Origin of the sequence: Chitinophaga tropicalis (assembly GCF_009758205.1) — a bacterium.
GTDB classification, from domain to species: domain Bacteria; phylum Bacteroidota; class Bacteroidia; order Chitinophagales; family Chitinophagaceae; genus Chitinophaga; species Chitinophaga tropicalis.
In genome coordinates this window covers 15231-41247 of the sequence record NZ_WRXN01000009.1, presented here as the reverse complement: position 1 = coordinate 41247, position 26017 = coordinate 15231, and the positions used below count along the sequence as shown (strand labels likewise).

The 26017-nt window shown below is 43.5% G+C and carries 26 protein-coding genes; 16 read left to right on the top strand and 10 right to left on the bottom strand.

Going from position 1 to position 26017, the window contains the following annotated elements:
* Positions 1-76 precede the first annotated feature (76 nt).
* A complete protein-coding gene (locus GO493_RS19325; protein ID WP_157307878.1) occupies positions 77-532 on the bottom strand; it encodes an LEA type 2 family protein in 456 nt (151 codons plus the stop codon).
* Positions 533-872: 340 nt separating this feature from the next.
* Here GO493_RS19325 and GO493_RS19320 point away from each other — a divergent pair, with 340 nt between their 5' ends.
* Together GO493_RS19320 and GO493_RS19315 are read left to right on the top strand one after the other, a co-directional pair.
* Positions 873-1508 (top strand): WbqC family protein, encoded by a 636-nt coding sequence (locus tag GO493_RS19320; protein WP_157307877.1) that lies wholly within the window; start codon positions 873-875, stop codon positions 1506-1508.
* A 231-nt stretch (positions 1509-1739) separates the two neighbouring features.
* Complete coding sequence (locus GO493_RS19315; protein WP_157307876.1) at positions 1740-3137, top strand: type III PLP-dependent enzyme domain-containing protein; 1398 nt, start codon at positions 1740-1742, stop codon at positions 3135-3137.
* Between the two features lie 352 nt (positions 3138-3489).
* On the opposite strand, the gene GO493_RS19310 is transcribed toward GO493_RS19315, so the two are convergent.
* Positions 3490-4347, bottom strand: coding sequence for a hypothetical protein (locus GO493_RS19310; protein ID WP_157307875.1), 858 nt, complete (start codon positions 4345-4347; stop codon positions 3490-3492).
* A 162-nt stretch (positions 4348-4509) separates the two neighbouring features.
* Positions 4510-4965 (bottom strand): Hsp20/alpha crystallin family protein, encoded by a 456-nt coding sequence (locus tag GO493_RS19305; RefSeq protein ID WP_157307874.1) that lies wholly within the window; start codon positions 4963-4965, stop codon positions 4510-4512.
* 237 nt (positions 4966-5202) lie between these two features.
* Between GO493_RS19305 and GO493_RS19300 the strand changes: the two genes are divergently transcribed.
* The 14 genes from GO493_RS19300 to GO493_RS19235 all read left to right on the top strand — a co-directional run bounded on the left by GO493_RS19300 (position 5203) and on the right by GO493_RS19235 (position 17790).
* Entirely contained in the window at positions 5203-5616 is a 414-nt protein-coding gene (locus GO493_RS19300; RefSeq protein WP_157307873.1) for a BrxA/BrxB family bacilliredoxin, read from the top strand.
* Between the two features lie 198 nt (positions 5617-5814).
* Complete coding sequence (locus GO493_RS19295) at positions 5815-7113, top strand: prolipoprotein diacylglyceryl transferase (RefSeq protein WP_157307872.1); 1299 nt, start codon at positions 5815-5817, stop codon at positions 7111-7113.
* 2 nt (positions 7114-7115) lie between these two features.
* A complete protein-coding gene (locus GO493_RS19290) occupies positions 7116-7541 on the top strand; it encodes a hemerythrin domain-containing protein (RefSeq protein WP_157307871.1) in 426 nt (141 codons plus the stop codon).
* A 264-nt stretch (positions 7542-7805) separates the two neighbouring features.
* Positions 7806-10268: a TonB-dependent receptor gene (locus GO493_RS19285; protein WP_157307870.1), complete on the top strand. Its 2463-nt coding sequence runs from the start codon at positions 7806-7808 to the stop codon at positions 10266-10268.
* Positions 10269-10445: 177 nt separating this feature from the next.
* Positions 10446-11015, top strand: coding sequence for an RNA polymerase sigma factor (locus GO493_RS19280; protein ID WP_157307869.1), 570 nt, complete (start codon positions 10446-10448; stop codon positions 11013-11015).
* Positions 11015-11566: a hypothetical protein gene (locus tag GO493_RS19275; protein ID WP_157307868.1), complete on the top strand. Its 552-nt coding sequence runs from the start codon at positions 11015-11017 to the stop codon at positions 11564-11566. Before GO493_RS19280 ends, GO493_RS19275 begins: the two co-directional genes overlap by 1 nt.
* Positions 11550-12632 (top strand): hypothetical protein, encoded by a 1083-nt coding sequence (locus tag GO493_RS19270; protein WP_157307867.1) that lies wholly within the window; start codon positions 11550-11552, stop codon positions 12630-12632. The genes GO493_RS19275 and GO493_RS19270 overlap by 17 nt, the downstream gene beginning before the upstream one ends.
* 53 nt (positions 12633-12685) lie before the next feature.
* Positions 12686-13426: a head GIN domain-containing protein gene (locus GO493_RS19265; RefSeq protein WP_157307866.1), complete on the top strand. Its 741-nt coding sequence runs from the start codon at positions 12686-12688 to the stop codon at positions 13424-13426.
* Between the two features lie 139 nt (positions 13427-13565).
* Positions 13566-14057 carry a YajQ family cyclic di-GMP-binding protein gene (locus GO493_RS19260; RefSeq protein ID WP_157307865.1) on the top strand — a complete coding sequence of 164 codons (492 nt, stop codon included), beginning with the start codon at positions 13566-13568 and terminating at the stop codon, positions 14055-14057.
* Between the two features lie 159 nt (positions 14058-14216).
* Positions 14217-14465, top strand: coding sequence for a type B 50S ribosomal protein L31 (locus tag GO493_RS19255; protein ID WP_157307864.1), 249 nt, complete (start codon positions 14217-14219; stop codon positions 14463-14465).
* A gap of 70 nt (positions 14466-14535) precedes the next feature.
* Positions 14536-15696, top strand: coding sequence for a putative sugar nucleotidyl transferase (locus GO493_RS19250; RefSeq protein ID WP_157307863.1), 1161 nt, complete (start codon positions 14536-14538; stop codon positions 15694-15696).
* A 42-nt stretch (positions 15697-15738) separates the two neighbouring features.
* Positions 15739-16500: a triose-phosphate isomerase gene (tpiA, locus tag GO493_RS19245; RefSeq protein ID WP_157307862.1), complete on the top strand. Its 762-nt coding sequence runs from the start codon at positions 15739-15741 to the stop codon at positions 16498-16500.
* A gap of 192 nt (positions 16501-16692) precedes the next feature.
* Positions 16693-17301 (top strand): 2'-5' RNA ligase family protein, encoded by a 609-nt coding sequence (locus tag GO493_RS19240; RefSeq protein WP_157307861.1) that lies wholly within the window; start codon positions 16693-16695, stop codon positions 17299-17301.
* Between the two features lie 213 nt (positions 17302-17514).
* Positions 17515-17790 carry an acylphosphatase gene (locus GO493_RS19235; protein WP_157307860.1) on the top strand — a complete coding sequence of 92 codons (276 nt, stop codon included), beginning with the start codon at positions 17515-17517 and terminating at the stop codon, positions 17788-17790.
* Positions 17791-17831: 41 nt separating this feature from the next.
* Here the strand turns inward: GO493_RS19235 and GO493_RS19230 are convergent, their stop codons facing one another.
* From GO493_RS19230 to GO493_RS19200, 7 genes are all read right to left on the bottom strand, one after another.
* The gene (locus GO493_RS19230) at positions 17832-18977 is read right to left on the bottom strand and encodes a C1 family peptidase (RefSeq protein ID WP_157307859.1); all 1146 of its coding nucleotides are present in this window, start codon (positions 18975-18977) and stop codon (positions 17832-17834) included.
* Positions 18978-19082: 105 nt separating this feature from the next.
* Complete coding sequence (locus tag GO493_RS19225; RefSeq protein ID WP_157307858.1) at positions 19083-21035, bottom strand: M56 family metallopeptidase; 1953 nt, start codon at positions 21033-21035, stop codon at positions 19083-19085.
* Between the two features lie 30 nt (positions 21036-21065).
* Positions 21066-21458: a BlaI/MecI/CopY family transcriptional regulator gene (locus GO493_RS19220; protein WP_157307857.1), complete on the bottom strand. Its 393-nt coding sequence runs from the start codon at positions 21456-21458 to the stop codon at positions 21066-21068.
* A gap of 199 nt (positions 21459-21657) precedes the next feature.
* Complete coding sequence (locus GO493_RS19215) at positions 21658-22269, bottom strand: outer membrane beta-barrel protein (RefSeq protein ID WP_157307856.1); 612 nt, start codon at positions 22267-22269, stop codon at positions 21658-21660.
* 80 nt (positions 22270-22349) lie between these two features.
* Positions 22350-23219, bottom strand: coding sequence for a DUF4249 domain-containing protein (locus GO493_RS19210; RefSeq protein ID WP_157307855.1), 870 nt, complete (start codon positions 23217-23219; stop codon positions 22350-22352).
* A gap of 20 nt (positions 23220-23239) precedes the next feature.
* Complete coding sequence (locus GO493_RS19205; RefSeq protein WP_157307854.1) at positions 23240-25618, bottom strand: TonB-dependent receptor; 2379 nt, start codon at positions 25616-25618, stop codon at positions 23240-23242.
* 125 nt (positions 25619-25743) lie between these two features.
* Complete coding sequence (locus GO493_RS19200; RefSeq protein WP_157307853.1) at positions 25744-25959, bottom strand: hypothetical protein; 216 nt, start codon at positions 25957-25959, stop codon at positions 25744-25746.
* Positions 25960-26017 lie beyond the last annotated feature (58 nt).

The following is a 26017-nucleotide window of genomic DNA, read 5'->3' as shown; positions in this document are numbered from 1 at the left end:
TGTTTGGCAGAAAGAAATTAAAAAAGGCCTCGTTAGCATTATGCAACGAGGCCTTTTAGTTTTTACATGGTTATGATCAGAAGAAATTCAGGGCCTGTTTGGTTTCGCATTTTATCGGGAACGGCAGGAAAATACCTCCCTTACCGACTTTACAATTGCCCGTTGCCTTGATGGTCACCTCCTTATTAGCGAAGGCGCCGAAGGCATTTTTGAGCACATTCTCCATACTTACCTCCAGTCTGACCGGAAAATAAAAAGTGTCTTTTGCCGGTATCACTATCATTGTATCCTGTATAGAATGTCCTACCTGTGTATCGTTAAGAAAAAGATCGAAGTCTGCATCTTTCAGTTTCAGTTGAAAGTTGTTCGGATTGTAATATGCCAGGGTCATCTTTACAGTACTTTTTGTTAATCCGAAGTTGTCAACGTTAAATCCTGCCACTCTCACAAATTCAAGGTCTTTCATTTTTTCGCAAGAGCTTGCCATGCCCCAGATTACAAAAACGAGTATGCTAAGTCTGAGAAATTTCATTCAAAAATTTTTGCCAAACCTACATGAAAGGGAAGAGATCTCAAAAGGGTAAGAGACGAATTGTGAAAGTTTTAACCTGGCCCGGAAGCCCTGTTTAACATTTTACTTTAAGTCTAAAAGTTGTTGAAAATGAATGAAAAAGCTACTAAATAGTTTAGTAAATTTGCGTCTGCTTAAAATTTTGCTTTAAACGCAGAAATGCTAAGATCAATAGCATATTTTTTGTTTTTCTATGAACTGTTTTACAGTTACTTATAATTAATTGTTAAGTAATTAAAAGTAAACTTTTCAATCACTTGAAAGATAGTTTTTTACGCATCAGATTCTAAATTTTGACGATATGGCAGTTAGTACAAATAATGCTACTTTACTCATTGAATCACAGTACTTTCCGAGTATTAGCTTTTATAAAGCTTTAATTAACCACGATATATTATTGATAGAAAGATATGAACACTATCAGAAGGTTAGTTTCAGGAACAGATGTTACATTGCCGGACCTAACGGAAGCATACTTTTAAGTGTTCCGTTAACGAAGGGAAAGAACCAGAGAACGGTCATGAAGGACGTAAGGATCAGCAATGAGGAAAGGTGGCAGTCCCTGCACTGGAAAACACTGGTATCTGCTTACCGTCGTTCTCCCTGGTTTGAGTATTATGAGGAAGAGCTGGGCAGTTTATATGAGAGATCTTTCAGTTTCCTGATTGACTGGAACCTGGCATGCCTGGAATGGGCCAATAAGGTAGTAGGAATATCCTCCCCTATCACTTTTACGGATGAGTTCGAGAAAACATATGAGCCTGGCAGGGGCGTTACTGATGCAAGGGATACCCTGATCCCTCCCGGCAGCAGTGAAAAAGAAAAATTGCCGGAATATACCCAGGTGTTCCAGGAACGGGTAGGATTTTTGCCTGATATGAGCATCCTGGACCTGATTTTCTGTGAGGGAAAGCGTAGTCTGGAATTGCTTAAATAGTATTAAAAAATCATATGTAAGTTGAGGTTAGTCGCTTGAAATGTAACGTTTTATCTTAATGTCTAGTCATTCAAAAAAAAATGGAAGTTTTTGCCCGGGCAATTAGACAAAATATTTAGCTTTGCAACCAATTTTGCTGGGTTTCGAACTGACGTAGGTGTGTAAACCAGGAGTTTTCCAGCGAGGGTTGTGATTGCTTTTTACTAATCCTTTAATTTTTGACAGGTTTAAATGAACAGCACCTACACAGATCTCGTTAACCAAACCTTCGAGTTTCCGCAAGAAGGTTTTGATGTTAAGGATGGCTACTTGCGGTTTAATGATGTAAATATCAAGGCGTTAATCGACAAGTATGGAACACCTTTCAAGTTGACCTACCTTCCCAAGATAGGGATGCAGGTGAACAAGGCAAAGAAAATGTTCCAGGATGCAATTAAGAAGAACAGGTACGATGGTAATTATTATTACTGCTATTGTACAAAAAGCTCTCACTTCTCCTTTATAATGGAGGAGACACTGAAACACGGTGTACACATAGAAACCTCTTTTGCTTACGACATTGATATTATTACCAAGTTGTATGAGCGAAAGAAGATCAACAAGGACACTTTCGTGATCTGTAATGGTTATAAGACAAAGGCTTATACCAGGGCGATCTCCAGGTTGATCAATACCGGTTTCAGGAATGTGATCCCGGTGCTGGACAATAAAGAAGAGCTGGAGGATTATCAGAAATTTATCCGTATAAAAGATAAAGTAAAGCTGGGATTACGTATTGCAGCAGAAGAGGAGCCCACCTTTGACTTTTATACTTCAAGGCTTGGTATCCGCTCCCGCGATGTACTGGAGTTCTATGTTGATAAACTGAAGGGAAATGAGAAGTTTGAGCTGAAAATGCTGCACTTCTTCATGAACAAGGGTATCAAGGATGATATTTATTACTGGAGCCAGTTTAACAGGGTACTGAACCTGTACTGTCAGCTGAAGAAGATCTGCCCTGAGCTGGATAGTATCAACATAGGCGGCGGCTTCCCGATAAAACATTCACTTGGTTTCGACTATGATTACAATTATATTGTAAATGAGATAGTTGCAAATATCAAGAGTGTTTGTAAGAAGAACAAGGTGCCGGTACCGGATATCTATACTGAGTTTGGTTCTTTTACTGTAGGCGAAAGTGGTGCCGTAATATACAGCGTGGTAGGTGAGAAAATGCAGAATGACCGTGAGAACTGGTATATGATAGACAGTTCCTTCATTACTACATTGCCTGACACCTGGGGCATCGGTGAAAAATTCCTGATGCTGCCCATTAATAAATGGGACCAGGAATACCAGGAGGTGCACCTGGGAGGACTGACCTGCGACGGTTATGACTTCTATACTTCAGAAGAACATATTAACGCCGTGTTCCTGCCTAAACTGTCTGCAGATGAGCCTCTGTATATAGGGTTCTTCCATACAGGAGCTTACCAGGACCAGCTAAGCGGCTACGGTGGTATAAAACATTGCCTGATCCCATCGCCTAAGCATGTGATCGTAGGATATGACAAAAACGGGCAGTTGAAAGACTGGCTGTATGCCAAGGAACAAACTGCCCAGAGTATGTTAAAGATTTTGGGTTATTAAAAAAATGGGTTAGTAATCCACTGACACACCCCGCGATTTTTCGCGGGGTTATTTTTTATATAAAAAATAATGGCTCTCCCGTATGCAGAAGAGCCAATTTCATGGCATAGGTTTCTTATCAAAGCATAAAGGAAAATAAGACGGTGGGATAAATAGCGTGTGGTGGTGTACAGGGAAAAAAAGACGGTGTCAGCAGGTGTAAAAAGGAGAATAAGACATTGTTATTCTGATAGATCAAAGGTAATTCAGGGAAAAGAAGACAGAAATACCCGGAAAGATGTAATTTTTTGAAGTGGTATTTACCATCCGGCGGGTATCAGTAACACAGAAGTGTAGCCGGCGGACAAGACCATTAATGTTCAGCCCTGGCATTACTATCCACATGATGCCCGTTATCCAGGTAATCTATTGCGCTTTCACATTGTTTTTCTATTTCTCCCAGGCAGGCCTCCAGTAGCTCTTTATTGCCATCCAGGTATTTTGACTTACCTGACCGGGACAATCCTTTAAGTATAATGAACTGTTTGGTGAGATGCTGGTTGAGCAGGGAGGAATGCTGCCGCTGTTTCTGCAGGGTCTTTTCCTGTTCATATATAAAGATGTTCCTGTAGTGGGCGCCTAACACCCTGATCATGAACAGGATATAAAGAGCTGTCATTACCGGCGAGAAAAGCAGGTTCTGTTCAGGAGTATAACCTGTTGATATGTATACTGTTATGTGATTTATTTTCATCCATGCCACAAGACTGAGGTACCCGCAGAGCAGCGCTCCCAGGCTCAGGGTCACAGTGATGTTAGTGGCAATATAACAGAAAAGGATACTGAGCAACCAGGCCATTGCGTACTTGGGAGAGGTATCCTGGTTATTGTAAAATGAAGATAGTACAGGTATGACCAGGGTGACAAAAGCTACAGTTACACTGGTGGCTTTTACCGAAACACCATTTTTCACCATCAGCATGCAGGTAAGCAGCAGAAGGAGAAGGGCGGGTATTAATACCAGATCCGTTGTATTCTGTATGTAAAGGGAAATCAATGTTTTAGGGACCAGGAACAGGATATGGAAGAATATATAGTCGAATAAAAGCAGGGTCTTACACCTTTCCCTGGAATCTATAGTTATACGTAAAGCATTGCCTATCACTGAGTTTTCAGTGTTCTTGTAAATTTTAACAGCCAGTATATTGATCCTGTTTAATAAATGCGGCATAAGCCATACGGTTATATGGCAAATTATTCCATAAAAACAGGATAGTTGTTCAACTTTTGTGTGAATTATGTAAGTGGTCAGAGGTAATTCCGGCAAAAAAAATCCCCCTCATACAACATGAGGGGGACCCACTTCCACTATACAGCTATATTCAATCACACTTTATTCAACCACAATAGCTTTTGCTGCATCCTGTACTTTCTCTTTTTTGGCGAGGCTGAGTTTCAGAACGCCATTTTCATATTTAGCCTGGATCTTTTCAGCGTCCACATGTTCATTTAAGGTAAAGGAACGTTTGAATGAACGGAGACTAAATTCCCTGCGGATATGTTTCTGTTCTTCTTCTTTATTTTCAGTAGCTTTTTCGGCGCTAACTGTCAATACTTTGTTTTCCAGGCTGATCTTAAAGTCTTCTTTATTCAGCCCTGGTACCAGCAGGTCTACCAGGTAAGCATCTTTGGTTTCCTGTATGTTTACCGGGGGATAAGCACCAAAGAAGTCATTGGTGTGGAAATCATCTTTCCATGCTCTGTTGAAAGCGGCATTATTAAAGATCTCTTCTACTAAACCGCCAAATGATTTTACTGCGGGGGCCTGATTGAATTTTACGAATGTCATAGTTTATAATTTTTAGTGTTTGTTTTAAAATTTAAAATCTGAACGATGATGTATAAGCAAACCGGATACCATGCCAAAAAAACTGCAATTTTGCTATGAATTGATGAATGTGGTATGACTTTATGTCTCTTTGGGCTGTTTTAAGATGTCATAACGGCATATTCATTCAAGTTTTTCTATTTATCGGGCGATTGATTAACTTTGTCAAAACTTTAGAACAAAAAAAATTGTATTAATATGTATCCAGCAGAATTAGTACTGCCAATGAAGGCAGAATTAACAGACAATGGTTTTGAAGAGTTGCTGACACCTCAGAAGGTAGATGAAACTCTGAGTAAAGAGGGTACTACCCTGGTGATGATCAATTCAGTATGTGGTTGTTCTGCAGGTTCTGCCCGTCCGGGTGTATTAATGGCCGTAGCGCACAGTGAGAAGAAGCCGGACAGGCTGACTACCAGCTTTGCAGGTTTTGATACGGCAGCAGTACAGCAGATCCGTACACACCTGTTGCCTTATCCTCCGTCTTCACCTGCTATTGCGTTGTTTAAAGATGGACAACTGGTTCACTTTATTGAGCGTCACATGATTGAGGGCCGTCCTGCCCAGATGATTGCGGCTAACCTGGTGGATGCGTTCGAACAGTATTGCTAAGACGTTATATTGATCATAATTCCTTTTTTTACTGCACTTATATTATTACCTTATTATTATCTGTGCATTATAAAGTGGAAAAAGGAATTATGATTTGGAATTTGCAATTTTTACAGCTTACTTTGGTGGTTTGATTTTCCTTTTTGACTAATTCGGCTTTGTTCATAGGAAAATTCAGATCACCAATTTTATTTGGCTATGTATCCTAATTTATATTACGCATTCAAGGACCTATTAGGAGTAGAGATCCCTTTCTTTAAACTTTTCCAGACATTTGGTTTTTTTGTGGCTATCGCTTTCCTGGCGGCTGCTTACGTGTTAACGAGCGAGCTTAAAAGGAGAGAGAGGATGGGGCTTTTGATCGGTATCCCGGAAAAGGTGATTGTAGGCAAGCCGGTAACAATGACCGAAGTATTCGGACATGCCCTGCTTGGATTTCTTCTCGGTTTCAAGATACTGGGAATAGCCTTTGAGTGGGCGGATGCTTCACAGGACCTGCAATCATATATCATGTCCGGCAGGGGAAATTTACTGGGCGGTCTTATCCTGGGTGGTGTTTTAGGATACCTGAAATATGCGTCCGGGAAAAAGCAGGCATCAGCCAAACCGGAAGAGAAGACTATTACTATAATGCCTCATCAGCGTGTGCCTGACTTTACAGTAATGGCAGCTATTGCCGGTTTGCTGGGGGCCAAGATATTCCATAACCTGGAGAACTGGGGCGATTTTGTGAAAGACCCCATTGGTGCGTTGCTGTCCTTCAGCGGATTGACATTCTATGGTGGCCTGATCCTCGCATCTATCGTCATTATATATTATGCCAACAGCAAAAAGATCAATGTACTGCATCTTATAGACAGTGCGGCTCCGGGGTTGATGCTGGCCTATGGCCTGGGCCGTATGGGATGTCATTTTTCAGGAGATGGCGACTGGGGCATCTATAACAGCAGTTATATAACAGATGCCAGTGGCCATGTACAGCTGGCAGACCCTTCAAAGTTCCAGGAAGTAGTGAAAGCCAGTGAGCAGTTCTTTGCCCGGCAGTATGGAAGCCTTGAGCATATTCCACATGCGCCTTTTGCCAAACCCGGCGCATTGAGCTTCCTGCCGGACTGGATGTTTGCATACGGTTATCCACATAACGTGATCAATGAAGGAGTACAGATGGCAGGATGTGGAGGTAAGTACTGTAATGTACTGCCCATAGCCGTTTATCCTACGCCGTTATATGAGATCATTGCCTGCCTTTTACTATTTGCCGTATTATGGAGCATCCGTAAAAAAGTGACCATACCGGGCGCAATATTTGGTATTTACCTGGTATTGAACGGGGTAGAACGTTTCTTCATTGAAAAGATCAGGGTGAACACCAAATATGATATTTTCGGATTTCATCCCACACAGGCTGAGATCATCTCTTCTTTAATGGTAATAGGCGGGGCTGTATGGATCTGGTATTGCCGTAAATTGCAAAAAGCGGTTAAACCAGTATCCTGATCATGCAACGTCATTCTACTTTAGTGCCCTTATCGAAAGAGCACCAGCGACTGTTATTTGTGTGCCGTTATCTGAAAAAAGATGCTGCTCCCTTTGAGGGCTTTCCCCTCGAAACTGAAGCAAAACTGGCATACATTGTAAAAGTATTCCAGGAAGTGATGGTGCCACATATCCAGAAAGAGGAATATCTTTTCGAGATATGTACCGGCCGTCACCCCGAAATAGATCAGCTGATAGGGGAACTGATCCAGGAACATCAGCATATTTCCCGCATGTACAGCGCCCTGACCGTCACTACAGATATGATAGCTGCTATGGACCTGCTTGCCAACAGTCTTGAAAACCATATCAGGAAGGAGGAAAGGGAATTTTTTGAGAAACTGCAGTCCTACCTTCCGGAAATACTGGACAACATTCACTGGAAATAAATTGCTGATAATATAACTGTTTAAGGCGCTGCCACATGGCAGCGCCTTATTTTTTTGCAACAAAAAGATATCTCACTCGTCTTTCTATAAACTTTTTACCAATCATCCCTACCTGGTGACCGCTTATGTAAAACTATGTACTATGCAATGCACAATACCTACCTTTACACTGTAGTTGTTTAAGAAAGGTTCTGTATTAGTAAAGGTTCTATTAGCTGACTAGAGATTCTTAAACAGATTATTATAAATTTAAATCCTCCTTATATGAAGACTATTGCTACATTGTTGACCTCCTTTATGCTGATTTTAGGTGTTGAAAGCACCCAAGCGCAGAGCGCCCCCCCGGTAAAAATTTCCGGTAAAGTGGTAGAGGCAGGTGATAAACCTGTGGAATTTGCCACTGTTACTTTATTAAAAGCCCAGGACTCCTCCCTGGTAAAAGGAGCTATTGCTGATATTAATGGTCAGTATGAATTTGAACAGATCAAACAGGGTAAATACCTGGTAGCGGCCACTTATGTAAGCATGACAAAAGCTTACAGCAAACCTTTTGAAGTAAAGGGAAATGGCCCGCTTAACCTGGCAGCGCTGACACTTGCTGCCGATACCAGGAGCCTGAAAGAAGTAAATGTGACCGGCAAGAAGCCATTTATTGAACAAAGGGTAGATAAAATGGTGGTGAACGTTGAGAACAGTATAGTAGGCGCCGGTGGTACTGCTATGGAAGTGCTGGAGAAATCGCCCGGTATTTCAATAGATAAAGACGATAATATTACCCTGAAAGGAAAAAACGGCGTTGTTATCATGATAGATGGCAAGCTAACCAATATGAGTTCCCAGGATGTTGCCCAGCTGCTAAAAAGTATGCCCAGTAGTAATATTGAGCAGATAGAACTGATTACCAATCCTTCCGCCAAATATGACGCAGCGGGCAACGCCGGGATCATCAACATCAAACTGAAGAAAAACAGAACAGTAGGTACCAACGGTAGTGTTACTATTGGAGGCGCCTATGGACTGACGCCCAAATGGAGCGGAGCGCTAAACCTGAACCACAGGAATGAGAAGTTCAACCTGTATGGTTCCTATAACTATAATCACCGGGAAAACCGCCAGAACCTTGGCGTGTACCGTTCCGGTATGATAGGTGATAATTACACAATATACGACCAGCATAATACCAGTTCCTGGAAAAGCGATTACCAGGGTGCAAAAGTAGGTGTGGATTATTTCATCAATAAGAACCATACTATAGGTATAATGGCAGACGTAGCGCGTATGCCAAAAGAAAGACCAGCTAATTCTATAACCCTTATTGGTGACAGGGAATCAGTGGATTCCACCCTGAGAACGAAGACTGTCAGTAACGGTAACTGGAAAAGGTACGCGTATAACATCAACTATAAAGCCATACTGGATACTACAGGGAAAGAGCTGAATGTAGACCTTGACTATGCACGTAATGTTGACAGGAACAACATTCAGATCTACTCAACCATGTGGGATGCCATTGGTAAGGATTATATGCGCGGAGATACTATCCGTAACAACCAGCCTAATACTATCGATATTAAGACCGTGAAAGCAGACTATGTACATCCGCTGCGTAACCAGGCAAAGTTGGAAGCAGGTTTCAAACTGAGCTTTGTTGAGACAAACAGTGATGTGCGTTATGATTCACTGCGTCACAGCAACTGGATCTATGACACGAACAGATCTAATCATTTTATCTACAAAGAGAATGTCAACGCTGCATATATCAACTTCCACAAGCAGTATAAGAAGCTGGGTCTGCAACTGGGCCTGCGTGGAGAGCAGAGTAATGTGAAAGGAAATTCGGTGACCAGGAATCAGGTAACAGATACCACTTACTTTAACCTGTTTCCCAGCATATTTGTAAGCTACAATGCTTCAAAAGATCATGTACTGGGAATTTCATACAGCCGCCGTTTACAGAGACCAAGCTATGAAGATCTGAATCCGTTCGAGTACTACCTGGACAAGTATACCATTGCTGCGGGCAATCCTTACCTGAAGCCGTCTTACTCCAACAGTATAGAGCTGACGCATACTTTTAAGCAGTTCCTCACCACCTCTGTAGGCTATACGCATACCAAAGACAAGATCACCCAGATAATAGAGGCTGATAAAGACCCGGTGACAGGCGATACTACCATTCTGCGCTATAAATACCTGAACGTAGCAAAATCAGACCTGGTGAACCTGAACGTGTCTTTTCCCTTTCAGATCACTAAATGGTGGAACAGCTTTACTTACCTTTCCGGCTACTACAACAGGTTCCAGACAATGGCTGATAACCGGTTAGTGACTGTTTCCGGAGGCGGGTTTATGGGACGTACCCAGCAGACATTTACATTGCCCAAGGGTATTACAACAGAGCTTAGCTTCTTCTATATGTCTCCCCAGATCGCAGAAGAGGGTTTATTCAGAATGAAGCCCATGTATGCTATGGACTTCGGTGTGTCAAAACAGGTGCTGAAGAAAAAAGGCAGTCTGAAACTGAATGTGAATGACGTCTTTAATGTTCAGCGTTTCCGTGGCACATTTGAGAATGCAGGACGTACAACTGCCGTGAACAGTAAATGGGAAAGCCGTCAGGTAAGATTATCCTTCACTTACCGTTTCGGTAACACCAACATCAAGGCAGCACGTACCCGCAAGACCGGTCTGGAGGATGAACAAAGCCGTGTGAAGGACGGCAACTGATATATGACCTATTTTTTAGGTATATATAAGGATGGAAGGGACGTGACCTGTTCTCAGGTTGCGTCCTTTTTTTAATTCTCAATTATTTGTAAATCAGTCGTATAGATAGCCAGATAGGCCTTTGCCCCAAAAAAAGTTTTTCTCTGTGCAACTTTTTCCTGAAATAATGTCTTTATAATGCAAGCATTAGCCAACAACTTGAACAATACAACCATAACAGACCACCTGGTGTCCCGGTGTAAAAAGGGAGATGTGCACGCATTCCGTGAACTGTATAACGCCTATTCTGCGGCAATGTACAACATCTGCCTGCGTATGACAGGGAATACGGCTGATGCGGAGGATACTTTGCAGGAGGCGTTTATGCAGGTATTCAGGAATATAGAACGGTTGGAGAATGCGGGCAGTGTTACCGCCTGGATCAAGAGGATAGTGGTGAATCATTGTCTGAGCCACCTGAGAAAAAAGAAAGTATATTTTGAAGAAGTGGATAATATAGATGTGGGAGATGAGGATGGCGCCGTGGATGAGGACAGTTTTGCCTGGACGGTGGCAGCTATCAGGGATGCGATACATGTGTTGCCGCATGGTTACCGTACTGTGCTCAACCTGTACATATTTGAGGAGTATTCACACAAGGAGATAGCAGCAATGCTGGATATTTCAGAGTCTACAGTTAAAACACAATATATGCGGGCAAAGGACAAAGTGAGACAGATCGTTAAACAAAAAAATGCAATACGCTGATGCCGGAAAAGAGTTTAGAAGATTTTATCAGGCAACACCGTTCTGCCTTTGAAGAAGAAGGCCCCCCTCCGGGGCTGTGGACGCAGCTGGAAAAGGAGCTGCATCCACCGAAAAAGAACAAGGTGATACAGATGCTGGGGCGTCACTGGTTAAAAGCAGCAGCCATACTGGTATTGGTAGTGAACAGTGTGATGATCATTCAATTCCTGCAAATGAAAAAGGCGCAGTCATTGAAGAACATATCACCGGAGCTGCAGGAAGCCAGCATGTATTACACTACGCAGATAGAGCAGCGGCTGGAAGCTATCAGGGTTTATCCTGCTTCTGTATTGGGACTGGATAGTGCCGCAAGAAAAGAACTTGAGCTGCGTAATGATACATACCAGCTCCTGGAGGCTGAGCTGATACAGAATCCGGGTAATGAACGCATCAAAGCAGCTATGGTACGTTATTACCAGCTAAAACTTGACCTACTGGACAAAATATTAGACGAGCTGAGAACCAAACAGCCCGTTAGACAAAAGCAATCTGAATATGAAAGAGAGATTTAAGATACTGTTATTATTGTTGTTTCCTATACTGGCTTTCGGCAAAAAGGGAGATAGTGAATTTAAGCAGACTATCGTAAAAGAGTTCAATGCAGGCAGCTCAACAAAGTTAAGCGTAACAAACAAGTATGGTAAGGTTGTTGTGCATACCTGGAGGAAGAACCAGGTGAAAGCAGTGATAGTTATTACCGGCTTTGGTAAGAGCGTTGAAGAAGCGCAGGCTATCACCAAAATGGTAGAGATAGGTGCAGAAACACCGGGAGATGATATAGTGCTGCGCACCAATTACAATACGTCTTCCGGTAACAGGTGGTTTTCCTGGGGCAGCAAGAAGAATTCAAAAGACTATGTGAATATTGATTATGAGCTTTTCGTTCCTGAGAAAATGGAAGGGCTTGAGCTTGATAATAATTTCGGAGATGTGATCACAGATGTGCTTTCTTTCCCTGCCTGGATCAAAATGAACTATTGCAGCTATGATATAAAGGAAGCGCAGCAACCGCTTGAGCTGAATATGAATTACTGTGATAAAGGATGGATAGGAAAGGCGGAATCTGTGACTATAAAAGCTAATTATTCCAATGTAAAAAGTGATGCCATCACTTCACTTACCATAAGATCTAACTACAGTGATTTTACAATAGGCACAGTTGGTAGCTTATCAGTAGCGGCCAATTATGATGAATACAATGTTACTAAAGCCGGATCTGTAACTGCCAGATGCAACTATACAGATTTTCGTATTGCAGAATTACAGACAACGGCCAGTGCCCGGATGACGTATGGGAATTTTTCTGTAAAGACATTGACCAACGGTTTTAAGGGTGCAGATATGGACCTGACCTATTCTGATGTGAAGTTGGGAGTGCCATTGCGTCTTCCGGTGCAGATCAGGGTGCAGCTGACAAATGGCAGTGTGCGTACGGGCGAGCTTAGTATGAAGACAGTCAGCAATATCAAAAAGAACTCTTCGTTATCATATTCTGCCATTACCACCGGAGGCGATGAGCGGTCGCCGGAGATCAATGTACGTGGTGTGTACAGTGACGTAAACCTTGGCGGTAACTGATTTTTAAACCCATCAGAAATATCTTATTTAAACTAACAGCAAAATCCTCTTTTATGAAAACACAACGTATGAGTTGGTACCTCGGGGTATCATTAGCCCTTTCTTTGTTCATATTCTCTGCCTTTACAGTGGCCGGTTTTAATGAAAAAATAAAAGGAAACGGGAATATTAAACAGGAAGCACGTACAGCAGGATCGTTCAAAAGCATCAGTACGTCGGGCTCATATAACGTATATATACAGCAGGGTAGCGGACATGACATAAAAGTAGAAGCGGATGACAATATTCTGCCTTATATCGTTACAGAAGTAAATGGTAATACGTTGGATATCCATACAAAGAGAGGATATGATGTCCGCCCAACGAAGAGCATTAATATCTATGTTACCATGGATGAAGTAGAGAGACTGACTTCAAGCGGTAGCGGCGGATTCTATGGTAAGGGAGCATTAAAAGGAGGCAATGTGGCTTTTTCTTTCAGCGGCAGTACCATTGTAGACCTGGACATCAATGCTTCCAAGCTGAAGGTAGAGTTATCCGGTTCTACCCGTCTGAATCTGAAAGGGGCTATTGCAGCAGTAGATTATGATATTTCCGGTTCCGGTCATGTAGAGGCGCTGGAACTGCAGTCAAGCGATGTGGATATTGACATTTCCGGCAGCGGCAGGCTGGACGTAAATGCAGAGAAGAAGCTGGCTGTCAGCGTTTCCGGATCAGGAACTGTACGTTATAAAGGATCTCCCAGCATTAACCAGTCTTCATCTGGCCAGGCAAAGGTGATCAAAATAGATTGATTTTAGTTGTTGGTCGCTTGTAAAAGTGACCTGTTGCCGGAGCAATCGCGGCAACCCACCCCGGGTATGGTCCCGGGGTTTTTTATTACTCCGTACTATTCACTAAATTTGCTGTCCTAATCATAAAAAATAACAGATCATGCCATCCTTTGATATTGTTAGCAAAGTGGACACACAAACACTTGATAATGCGGTGAATACCGTAAAAAAAGAAATTACCAACCGGTTCGATTTCAAGGATTCACATGTGAATATGGAATTGAATAAAAAGGACCTGGCCCTGAATGTGGAGGTAGAGAGTGACATGAAGCTGACGCAGGTGATAGATGTACTGATCAGCCGTACTATGCGGCAGGGATTGGATGCCAATATCTATGATCTGAGCAAGGAACCTTACCAGAGTGGAAAAGTGGTGAAAAAGGAGATCCCGGTAAGGAATGGTATTAAGCAGGAGGATGCCAAGAAGATCGTGAAGCTCATAAAAGACTCCGGTATTAAGGTACAGGCTGCCATTATGGATGATATTGTACGTGTGACCGGTAAGAAAATTGATGATTTGCAGGAAGTTATCCAGAAAACCAAGGAAGCTAACCTGGGAATACCCCTGCAGTACGTAAATATGAAGAGCTAAAAAATATTTTAAGATACAGGCGTTGGTTTAGAAATTAATTCTTACCTTTGCAGCCTGTATTAAATATATTGGTATGAAACCAGGCATGGCATTCATCATGCACAAGAGGAATGAATATGCAGGGTTGCATCTGGTAACAAAAAGAAAATTAATATTCAGATGAAACAGGGAATCCATCCGGAAAATTACAGATTTGTAATATTCAAAGATATGTCTAACGGACATACTTTCTTAAGCCGTTCTACCGCTCCTTCCAAAGAAACCCTGAAGTGGGAAGATGGTAATGAGTATCCGTTAATCAAGCTGGAAATTTCCAATACTTCTCACCCTTTCTACACTGGTAAGAACGTGTTGGTGGATACAGCAGGTCGTATCGACAAATTCAACAAACGTTACGGTAAGAAATAATCTACCTTTCGAAATAATTTTCAGGAATCCCATCGGCATTTTCGATGGGATTTTTTATTTTTATCCCCTTATGAAGCGGAATTACATTCTTTTCGACACACCCGCGCGAGACTTGTTATATCCCTTCACCCATACAAGACCGGTTGCAGCGTGCCGTACAGGCATTCTTACCATCCGGGAAAAATGGGAGCGCTGGCTGAATGCCGGTACCAGCTATCTTACAGTTACTCATTTACAACAAAAATACCCGCTTTACAATCCTGGTGAGCCAGCCGTGAACGTGCTGATCAGTGGTCATTTACTGCCTGATGCCACACTGACGGAAGCTGTCAGGGAACTGAAGGTTGGGCAGTCGCTCTACAAGGACGACTATCTTCTGGCAAAGGCGGTAGAAGGAACGGACCCGGAGGAAGCAGGAGAGAAAGTGGGGTATGAGGGACCTGTGAAGATACTGAGTATGCCCTGGGAGATCTTTCTATGGAATGACCAGGCTATACGGGATGATTTTAAGCTGCTGACTGCGGGTAGGATTTCTGCACCGATTCCCGCAAGCAACCGGGTTACGGCGCCTGAGAACATTTTTATAGAAGAAGGCGCTGTTGTAGAGCATAGTATCTTAAATGCCGCGACGGGGCCAATATATATAGGTAAGGAAGCGGAGGTCATGGAAGGATGCCTGGTACGGGGGCCGCTGGCCCTGGGCCAGAAGGCAGTGCTGAAAATGGGAACCAGGGTGTACGGAGCTACAACGCTGGGTCCATATAGTGTGGGAGGAGGCGAGATCAAGAATGTGGTGATGTTCGGGTATTCCAATAAAGGACATGACGGTTACCTGGGAGATGCTGTGCTGGGAGAATGGTGTAACCTGGGCGCCAATACTACCTGTTCCAACCTGAAGAACAATGGCAGTGCCGTGAGGATCTGGATAGAGGCATTAAAAGAAACCCGGCCGGCAGGACAGAAGTGTGGAGTGCTGATGGGGGATTATAGCCGCTGCGGGGTGGGGACCATCCTGAATACAGGCACTGTAATAGGCGTTTCCTGCAATATCTTTGGGGGCGATTTCCCGCCAAAGTTCGTCCCTTCTTTTTCCTGGGGAGGAGCAAACGTACTTGAGCCGTACCGGCTGGACGAGGCGTTGAAGGATGCCGCCGTATGGATGAGGTTTAAAGGACAGGAGCTGGGAGAAGCGGAGGCCAGCCTGCTTAAAACAGTTTTTGAATCGGTATAAAACATTTGTATACAGACGTTAAAAATTAATATAGCGAATAACATGAGAAAGAAAATCGTTGCCGGCAACTGGAAAATGAACCTGACCCTGGCGCAGGCAGAACAACTGATCAATGACATTCTGCAGGCTGGTCTGCGTTTACAGGACGGACAGGAAGTTGTGGTTGCAACTCCGTTTCCTTACCTGTTAAAGGCAAAGGCATTACTGAAGAACAATCCTGGTTTTTATGTAGCAGCCCAGAACTGTGCATCTGAAAAATCGGGCGCATATACAGGTGAAGTATCTGCAGAGATGTTACAGTCTATCGGAGTAGATTATGTGATACTGGGCCACTCTGAAAGAAGGGAATATTTCCAGGAAAGCAATGCTATACTGGCAAAGAAGATAGATCTCGCGTTAGCTAATGGCCTGAAGCCGATCTTTTGCTGCGGAGAGCCGCTGGAAGTAAGGAAAGCAGAAACCCAGAATGAATATGTTGCAAAACAACTGGAAGAAAGCCTGTTCCATCTTACTGAAGAGCAGTTGAAGAACGTAGTGATTGCTTATGAGCCTATCTGGGCTATTGGTACCGGTCTGACTGCCAGCGCTGCACAGGCACAGGACATGCACGCTTATATCAGGTCGCAGATAGCTGCCAAATATGGCAGGGAAGCGGCTTTACGTACTACTATTCAGTATGGCGGCAGCGCAAAACCTTCCAATGCCGGTGAATTGTTTGCCTGCCCAGATGTGGACGGTGGATTGATCGGAGGCGCGTCCCTGGTAGCAGCTGATTTTGTTGCTATCGTAAAGAGTCTTGCGTAAATTATTAGCAAATAAATGAAAGGCCACTGTCTGAAATGCAGGACAGTGGCCTTTTTGTATGTAAAAATGCCGGCCGTTAAAAAAGTTAGTAATATTTGCTAAATAAATTAGTATTTCTGAATAAAGTTTGTATATTTGTAATGTCAATAGTCAAATAACCAATACACTTTTAAGTTTAAAACTTACTTGGTTATGCAAACAAATAACAACATTGCATTCGAACAGGAAACATTATATGATTACCTGCTGGTAGTAAGTCCCAGTACCAGTATTACCAATGATGTAACAGCATTAAAAAAGCTGATAGCACAGGAACTGGGTATCTATGGCAGTCGTTTTTCCAGGGCGCATATCAGTCTTTTCCGTTCTGTATTCCCTGAAAGGTTCCAGGAAGATTTTGTCAGCCTGCTGGATAATATAGCCAGGAAGCAATCCGGTTTTACGCTTTATACTTCTAAATTTGATCATTTTGAGCATGGTCCGGATAAGCGTACTATATATATCAATGTTGCGAATCCCAAGCCGCTTGAAGAACTGCACAGGAAGATCCTGCAGGAGTTTGATATAAAACCTGCATCATTCAAACCACATATTACATTAGCCAGGGCAATCAGTACGCCGGAATTTAACCAGGTGTATGATCATTTCCATAACCAGGTATTTGTGCGCAGCTTCCAGTGCAAAAGCTTCATGCTGCTGCGTAAACCTGCAACGGGCGGGCATTATGAGCCTGTGAAGGAATTTACTTTTGGAGATGAAGCTGTTCAGCAGGAAAGAACACTTTTCAATTACGCCGCGTAAGAGAAATATTATTACCGGTCTGAGTCCATATCTGTTAACCCCCGGGATTCAGAAGAGATAAATTGCGCTGAATTATATTTTGCAGTGTACCGGTTTAGTTTTTTAAAATTCTGAACTGTAATAGCTGCGTCAGAGATTAATTTTTCTTTCCCGGGCGCTGTTTGTAGTTTTGGTAGGTAATGTACTTTACTCATCTATTATTACATCGCGCATATGGAAAAGATACATAAAGAGATCGTGGTGAAAGGAAAGGTGCAGGGAGTATTCTTCAGGGCCAGCACTAAAAGTGCTGCAGAAGAGCTTGGAATTAAAGGAGAGGTAAGGAATTTGCCGGATGGTAATGTCTGGATAGCAGCAGAAGCGGAGGAGAATAAAATGGAGGCTTTTATAGCCTGGTGCAGACAGGGGCCTCCCCTGGCAAAAGTGGCAGAGTTACTGATCACAGTCGGTCCGTTACAACATTATACAACGTTTGAGGTTGCCCGTTAACAGGTTGCTTCTATACTCTATCTATATATAAAGAGGGTGTGTCAATTCTTTGATACACCCTCTCTTTGTTCCTGCTTGTCTGTTAATGACAATTTGGTGCTGAGTGATTTATCCAGCGCGGCTTTAGGCACTATAATGGTGATAGTGTTAATAGCAAAATAAGGCACTGATACGCGCACAAATCCTGCAAAAGGACCGGAACCACTGCCATAGGAGTTCTTCACTATAAAGAACTCTTTACCTTGTTTGCTCTTTGCAAAGCCGGTGATATGCATGAGATGGTCATCCTCAGTGATCAGCTCTTCATACAATTGCTGCCGTTCTTCCTGTGAATATTTCTTCTCTTCAAGGTCAGGATTGATAGCGTTGCCTTTGGTGAGTGAGTCGTAAGCGGGGCGTAATGCGTATCCTTTACCTACCATCCATCCCCGGTTACTTACATCTGTATCCCATAGTACAGTATATCCTTTCTGAACAGCATTTTTTGTAATACTGATCATTTCATTCAGTGGAATATTATAGTACGCGCCATTGGAGAAATTATCGGGCACTTCGACTACAAAAGAGCTATAGAAAGGATGATCTGTAAAGGAAGTAAGACTTACATAATCATCAGGATTAAATTTCACGACTTCTTTTGCAAAGGTCTGTGGCGTATATATTTTTCCCTGCCAGGTGAATTTAGAGGGCGGAGCTCCCAGGTATTTGTCGAGAATAGCTGTAAAACCTGCTTTCCAGTTATCAGGAATAGGCCTTTTTTGCTTCAGGACATTATCCAGGTAAGTTTTGAGCGCAGCTATCATTTCGGTATGATCATGCGAAGTGCGGCCATCTTTAAGCCCATTGTAGATACTTTCGGGAATAATACCGTAAGTGGAAACGGAATGAAGTACATCATGCCCCAGGCCACCTTCATCGAAACGGGCGTACCCCTGGCGGTGAATGTAATTTTCCGCTTTCTCTATGTAGATATTGCGTACTGTGAACATTTCTGACAGGTCGAGAGAGGGTTGCCCTTTGCGCAGGCATTCCGATTCTATCATGGATGTTGTGGAAAAGCACCAGCAGGTACCTGTGAGCGCCTGGTTTTTGACAGATGTGGCCACATTGTTCTTTAAGACTGTTATGTCCTGTGCATATACCTGCATGGACAGGAACAGGGCTGCTATTGCGCAGTAAGATCTCATGATGATTTGAGGTTTAAGTACTAAAGATAAGTGGAAGTTTCAATAAAAAAGCGCTACTGCTGATGAACGGCAGTAGCGCATAGAATGACGGAAAAAAGGCAATATTTATTTTTCGTTGACTGTGATGTTCAGAATATCTTTTTTACCCTGGATGTAGAGAGTGCTTGTACTCTTAATGAAGCCTGCATATTTTTTCTGTACTTCTGCCGGTTGTTCTACACCATTGATCTTAAGAACGCCGTCTTTATTTTCGATGGTATATCCTTCATCAACATTGATCAGTTTATCTGCCGCCATTTTGTCGATCAGGGTATGATATTTTTCATCGTTAAGCTTTCTTGCGTGGTCTGCTCTGACAGCTGCCTGATGGTTCTGTTGCAGGATGACCTGGTTTTTCTGTATGTTGATCTGTTGTTCTCTTACTTCAGCCTGCGCGCGCCTTACTTCAGCCTGTGCTCTGTCCATTTCCCTCTTGGCATTTGCCATGGCTTCTTTATATTCTTTACTGTTCATTGCGTTGCGGGCCTCATCTATACTTTTTTTGACAGCTTCGGAAGACATGGCAGCTCTTGCACTTTCCATGCCTGCACGCACACTTTCTTCTATTACTTTGGGATCAATATTAGTATCAGTATCCTTGAGACTGTTTTTAACTTCTTCGTTGATCTTATTCCAGTCTATATTTTTCATAGCCTCTTCCACATGCTTGTTGATCTGGTTCCAGTCAATGTTTTTCATGGCGTTATTGACTTCTTTATTGATCTCATTCCAGTCAATATTCTTCATTGCTTCGTTGGCTGCTTCCATGCCGGCTTTTGCCGCTTCTATGCTGGCTTGAGCCTGTTTTTCTGCCTCCAGTTTGGCTTTTCTTGCTGCTTCTGTAGAGGCAGGTACAGTATCCAGGTATTTCTGTGCTGTTTTCAGTGCATGGATAATTACCGGAGTAGTAATAGCAGGAGCTACCGGGTTGATGATCACTGCATGTGTAGTTTTGCGGGGCGTTTCTTTCCTTTCTTCCTTATTGGCGGAAGAAGGATTGAGCCATGCTATGGATACTAATCCAACAGCAATGATCATAACGGCCAGCAGTTTCTGTGTATAGTTAATATTTTTCGTTTTCATTTCCATAATGCGTTTGATGCGGTGAAACAAGTGTTGTTTGTTGTCTGCAGCCGCCATTGCCAGGGCATTGACTGTTAACCGGTATTCTTCCAATGCTACAAGGGCTTTGGCATAATGCAGGGGTTGCACCTTACTTGCTATTACAAGGTCGTCGCAACAGTGTTCCCTTTCAAGGCGGATGTTTTTAGAGATCCACCATACAAAGGGGTTGAAGAAGAGAATGGTTTCAACAATGGATTGGAAAATATTCAGTAGATAATCGTTGCGTTTAGTGTGTGCCAGTTCATGCAGCAGGATGGCTTCCAGCTGTTCTGCCGTCAGGTTATTGAACATGGCTATGGGCATGAGGATAACAGGTTTAAGAAAACCTATCATCACCGGTACTTCGATATGCTGTGAAATGAGCAGTTTTATCTTCCTGGGAATGCGGAGTTGGGCTGCCAGTTTCTCCAGATGTCTTTCCCATACGGGATCAATTGCCAGTACCTGTTTTTGTTTGATCTGCTGCAGCTGTAACAGGTCCATGATCAGTTTAATGGTCATGACTGTAACGCCTGCAACATAGATAGCCACAACTACAGGAAACCACATTTCAAGATTCGGGAACAGCCCGGTCAGTTCTTCCTGGCTGTGGTAGATGACAGGTACCTGTACGGGTACAGTTTGCCTGACGCCTGTTTCTATCATCATCTGTGCGGCTTCCTTAACTTTCCTGATAGCCTGTATCTGTTGTACCAGTGTTACGGTAAACCAGGTAAAGATGCCTGTAAGTGAAATGTAAGAGAGGTTATATTTAATCCCGGAGCTTGCCTGTGGCCATATCAGCAGCACCAGCCTAAGACATGCAAATATGAAGAACGCCTGCCAGAAAGAGTGAAGGAGCGCCCAGCCGAAAGCAGGCACAAGATCTGCCGTGAAAGGGAGTTGTGCAATCATGATAGTAAAATTATGTGCGCCGGGCACAGGTTATTTTTTCTGTTGTTGTTCGATCTGATCCAGGTATTGTTTGATCTTGTCCAGCTCTTCCTGTGAAGAACGGTGATTTCCCAATGCCTGCAACACCAGCTGTGAAGCTGATCCGTTAAACACAGTATCTATCATCTTATTCAGTAATTGCTGCCGGGTATTTTCTTTCGAAATGGCAGCTTCATACACGTGTGTCTTACTGCTGGTATCCCTTTTAAGCAACCCTTTCTCATGCATGATCTGCATCAGCTTGAGAGTGGTTGTATAGCCGGCGTCTTTACTTTTCTCCAGTATTTCATGCACTTCCCTTACAGTTCCTGCACCTTTCTCCCATAATACTCCCAGTATTTCCAGTTCACTTTCTGTAGGCTTTATGTTCTTGGAGGCACTCATTTTATTCAACGATTATTTACTACGAATACTTTCGTAAACAAATGTACGATAGTTTTCGTAATTGCAAAATTTAAAGGGAAAAATTAATGAAAGAGGGGGAGGAGTGGTTATTGGAAAGGTTGAGCGGGGATAAAAAGCCGTCAGCCTGATTACTTGACTTTCAAGCAATCAGGCTGACAGCCAGAAGGAGAGAGAATGATCAGAATTTGCCGGCTTTGAGGCCTACCTGTAAGGATGGGCCGCTAAGTTTGCCATCTGTAATGCCTACGGTACTGCTTCCCTGGATGTATCTGTAGGAAGCGCCGATATCCAGGCGGAGGAATTTGGTGATATTCAGTTCCAGGTTGGCGAAGGGCTCTGCTATGAAGAGACCGCTGCCGTCAGAAAAATCCTCGTCATCGAAATCATCATGCCACTTGCTTCTTCTGCCTACGCCTCCACCACCGATCAAGGTACCTACATTCCAGTGCACCAGCTTGTCTGAATTGTGTACATATTCTGCTACCAGGCCCGTGTACCAGAAATTCAGGTATTCTTTATAGGCGCCTGTATTTACCACCGGCATGGAGATATTGTTAGCAAGTGCATAACCGGCAACGCCCAGCATCCATTTTTTGTTCAGGAATACCCCGCCTTGTGCGCCAACTATTACACCAAGGTTATCGTCAATAGAGGTGAATTTGGTTGTTGCCATGCCATAGCCGCCAATTGATTTGGGCTTACCGGAACCGAATAAGGTTTCGGGTGTGCCATGCTGAGCCCAGGCCTGCTGTGCGGCAAGCACCAGCAGCGCTAGTAAAAGCTTTTTCATAAAAAATGTTTTGTAAAGATTGTTGGAAAGGGCCTGGCTAAAAGATCTGCTTTTAGCCAGGCTGTATAGTAGAAGTTGTGTTACTCTATTACTCTCTGCTTACTGCTTACTGCGGAGGTACCGAACCAGCCCAGTATTTTGGATTTGCCGCCACCCGGCGTTACGTTAACAGCGTTACATCTTACGTTTTCAAGCACTTTGGCGAAAAGTCCGCCATCTTCAAGCTGTTGTTTTACCTGGGTCAGGAAGAAGTGGCTTCCGTAGGTGAGCGAGCGCAGTTTCACTATTACCGTCTCGCCTTTCTGGAAAGGCTTGTCGTATTCTGTGATAGATTCCTGCAGCGGCAAAACGAATGAAGCGCCATCGTCAACGCTCTGGTCAAAATATCCATCAACAGAAAAATCGTCATTTACCCTGTTATAGATAGTATTCCTGTAAGAACGGATCCAGTAGTAGTCAACTCCGCCAGCTATGTCCTTTGCATGGAACTTGGCAAAGTAACCATCTTCAGGCACCAGGTTCTCGTCTTTGGTTTTATACTTGTATGAGATGGAATCTATAGGAGTGATCCTTTTGATAGTATCTATCGCCTCAAAAACCTCTGTTTTATATTCCACTTTCAGACGGTAGGCATGTCCGATCACGCCAATGGTCTGGCTATCTCCCGGGTCATACACATAAGCGGTATCCTTAAAGACGAAAGGATATGAGGTACCTGCCGTTTCATCATAAAGGGTGATAACTGCATCGTTTATAATGGGCGCCGGCGCCTGGTCTGTATATGGTAATGACTGGGTGAATTTTATTACCTGTACACCGGGTTCGTTGGTGATCCATGCGTCCAGTACAGGATAAGATGTTCCTTTTGCTACATTGAGGTCCACTACATCTTCACAGGCAGTGAACCCTGTAACCATCGCTATAAGTATTCCAAGTCGTAATGTTTTCATCTGTATTGTTTTTAGGATGGTTAGAATTTGAAGTTGTAAGTAATACCAGGAATGATGGAACCAATGATAGAGAGGCGTACAGCTTCTTTCTTGTTCTTATCATCCTCGTTCTGCCTGAAGTAGACGGTGTAGGCATTTCTGCGTGCATACACATTGTACAATGAGAATACCCATTCACCTTTCCAGCGTTTCAGTTGTTTGCCTTTCAGTGTGAAAGAGAGGTCCAGTCTATGGAAGGCTGGCAGCCTGTAGTTGTTACGTTTTTCAGTGCTGTTGTATGGAATATCCCAGTCCTGGAATTCCAGGCGGCTATCTGCATACGTAGCTGGTGTACCTGATGCATATACCCAGTTGGCGGAAAGAGAGGTGCGTTTGGTGAAGTCGTGTGTTACCACGAGGTTCAGGTTATGTGTGCGGTCGTAACGGTTCAGGAACCATTCATTCAGGCTGATACCTTCTGTCTGTCTTTCAGAGCGGGACAGTGTATAGCTGATCCAGCCTGTGGTAGCGCCTACTTCTTTCTTTGCCATCAGTTCCAGGCCGTAGGAGCGGCTGTGTGAAGGCAGCAGGTCTGCTTCTATGAGCTGGTTCAGCTGCAGGTTAGCATTATCGATGTAATCCAGCTGGTTTTCCATATTCTTATAGAAAGCCTCTGCAGAGATCTCGTATGTACCGGATGGGGCATCATATACATATCCTACAGTGTACTGGTCGGCCACCTGTGGCTTGATGTTGTTGGTGCTGGGTGTCCAGATATCCAGCGGAGTAGGAGAGGCTGTGTTTGACAACTGGTGCATGTACTGGGTGGTGCGTGCGTAAGACGCTTTCAGTGCGTGGTTGTCGTTCAGCGCATAGCGGGCAGTGATCCTGGGCTCAAGGTAATTGTATGCCTTGATAAGATCGCCGGCACCATATTCTTTCGTGCCAATCAGCCTCCTGCGGATACCAGGTGTTGTATCGTTGTAGTAGTAAGCAGTGCCTTTTCCAAGGAACTGGTAAGCGGAGAACCTTACGCCATACTGTACTCCAAAGCGGCTGCTGGGTTTCCATTCGTGGTCCAGGTATGCCGCTGCTTCAAGACCGTGCTGTTGTGTCATTTCCTTTACTGAAACTTCTCCGGCTTCCGTTCCTGTGCCTTTACCGGGTTTGAAAGTGTAGTAGAGACCCTGTACACCGAAGTGCAGGCTGTTATGTGCGTTGATATAGTAAGTGAAAGCTGGTTTTACCCCATAGTTGATGATATGGGAGGTCCAGCTGTATGCCTGCTCATCTTCTCCTGCTCCTTTTTCAGAGCTGTTGCTGAAATCCAGGCTGTAATCGTAGTTGCTGTAAAGGGTGGTGAGGTTCATGAACAAGCGGTTGTTGAACACGTGGTTCCAGCGTACAGTGGCTGTTTTGTTACCCCAGTTCATATTCACCTGTGTGCCGAAACCGAATACGTCCCTTCCCATGTAGCCGCTTATGAACAGGTTATTGTTCTTATTCAGTTTGAAGTTCACTTTACCCGTGAGGTCGTAGAAATACAACTTGGTATCTTTCATATCGCCTTTCAGGAAAGGTTTCATGAGCACGTCCACATAGGAACGGCGGCCTGCTATGATAAAGGAGGACTGATCTTTCTGAATAGGACCTTCCAGGGACAGGCGGCTGAAGATATTGCCAATACCGCCGTTTGCGTTGAATTTCTGGTTGTTTCCGTCCTTCATGCGTATATCCAGTACAGAAGATGTACGACCGCCGTATTCAGCCGGAAAACCACCTTTAATGAGATTGATGTTTTTAACGGCATCAGGATTGAATACAGAGAAGAATCCAAGCATATGGGTGGAGTTGTAAACCGGCGCTTCATCCAGCAGGATGAGGTTCTCGTCGGCAGCGCCACCGCGTACGTTGAAGCCGCTGGCGCCTTCACCTACGGTATTTACGCCAGGCAGTGTCTGGATAGAACGGAGCACGTCTACCTCACCCATGAAAGTAGGCATCTTTTTCAGCTGTGCAATGTCCAGCCTGTTGATGCTGGTGGTCAGTGTATTTACAGCCTTTTCCTGTTTATCGCCTCTTACGGTAACAGTGCTGAGCTGGCTGCTGGATTTCTCCAGCTTTATGTCCAGCGTTTTATTGCCTTTCAGGGAGACATGCATTTTCATAGGTGCATATCCAATATAGGAGAACTGGATATCATGTTCTCCTGCAGGGAGCGTCAGAGAGTAGAAACCATATTCGTTTGTTACAGTACCCAGGCTGGTGCCCGCTTTGGAAACGGAGATGCCTATCAGGCTTTCACCGTTCTGCTGGTCTTTTACATAACCGCTAACAGTATATCGTTGTTGTGCATTGGCATGTTGCTCCCGCAGCAAAAGCAGGCAAAGGGAGAGCAGCATAATTAACCTTGTCTTCATATCAGGATCTTGTAAGTTTTATTGTGCAGGCAGTTTGAGGATACCTGTTTTTTTGTTCCCTAATATGACGCAGGTAAAAAAGGCTACCCCTAAAAAAGGGTAGAAGAAATTTTAGAAATTTTTAACTAATCGAGTATATCGCATTGATACCCCATCTGTTGTAAAAAACTGATCACCAGTTTTTCTTCTATAGGGGCCTGTTGTGCTACGATTCTTAATACTTTGTCACAATCTTCCATATCTATGCTGCATGTACTGACGTTAAAGTTTGTATAGATAGCCTCTATCACGCTATTCTTATCCAGTTGGGTACTTATATTTGTCCGGAATATTCCGACCATGACTTATATATTAGAGATTTAGGAATATTTTTGTGCAAAGTTGTTTTACTTTGCCCGG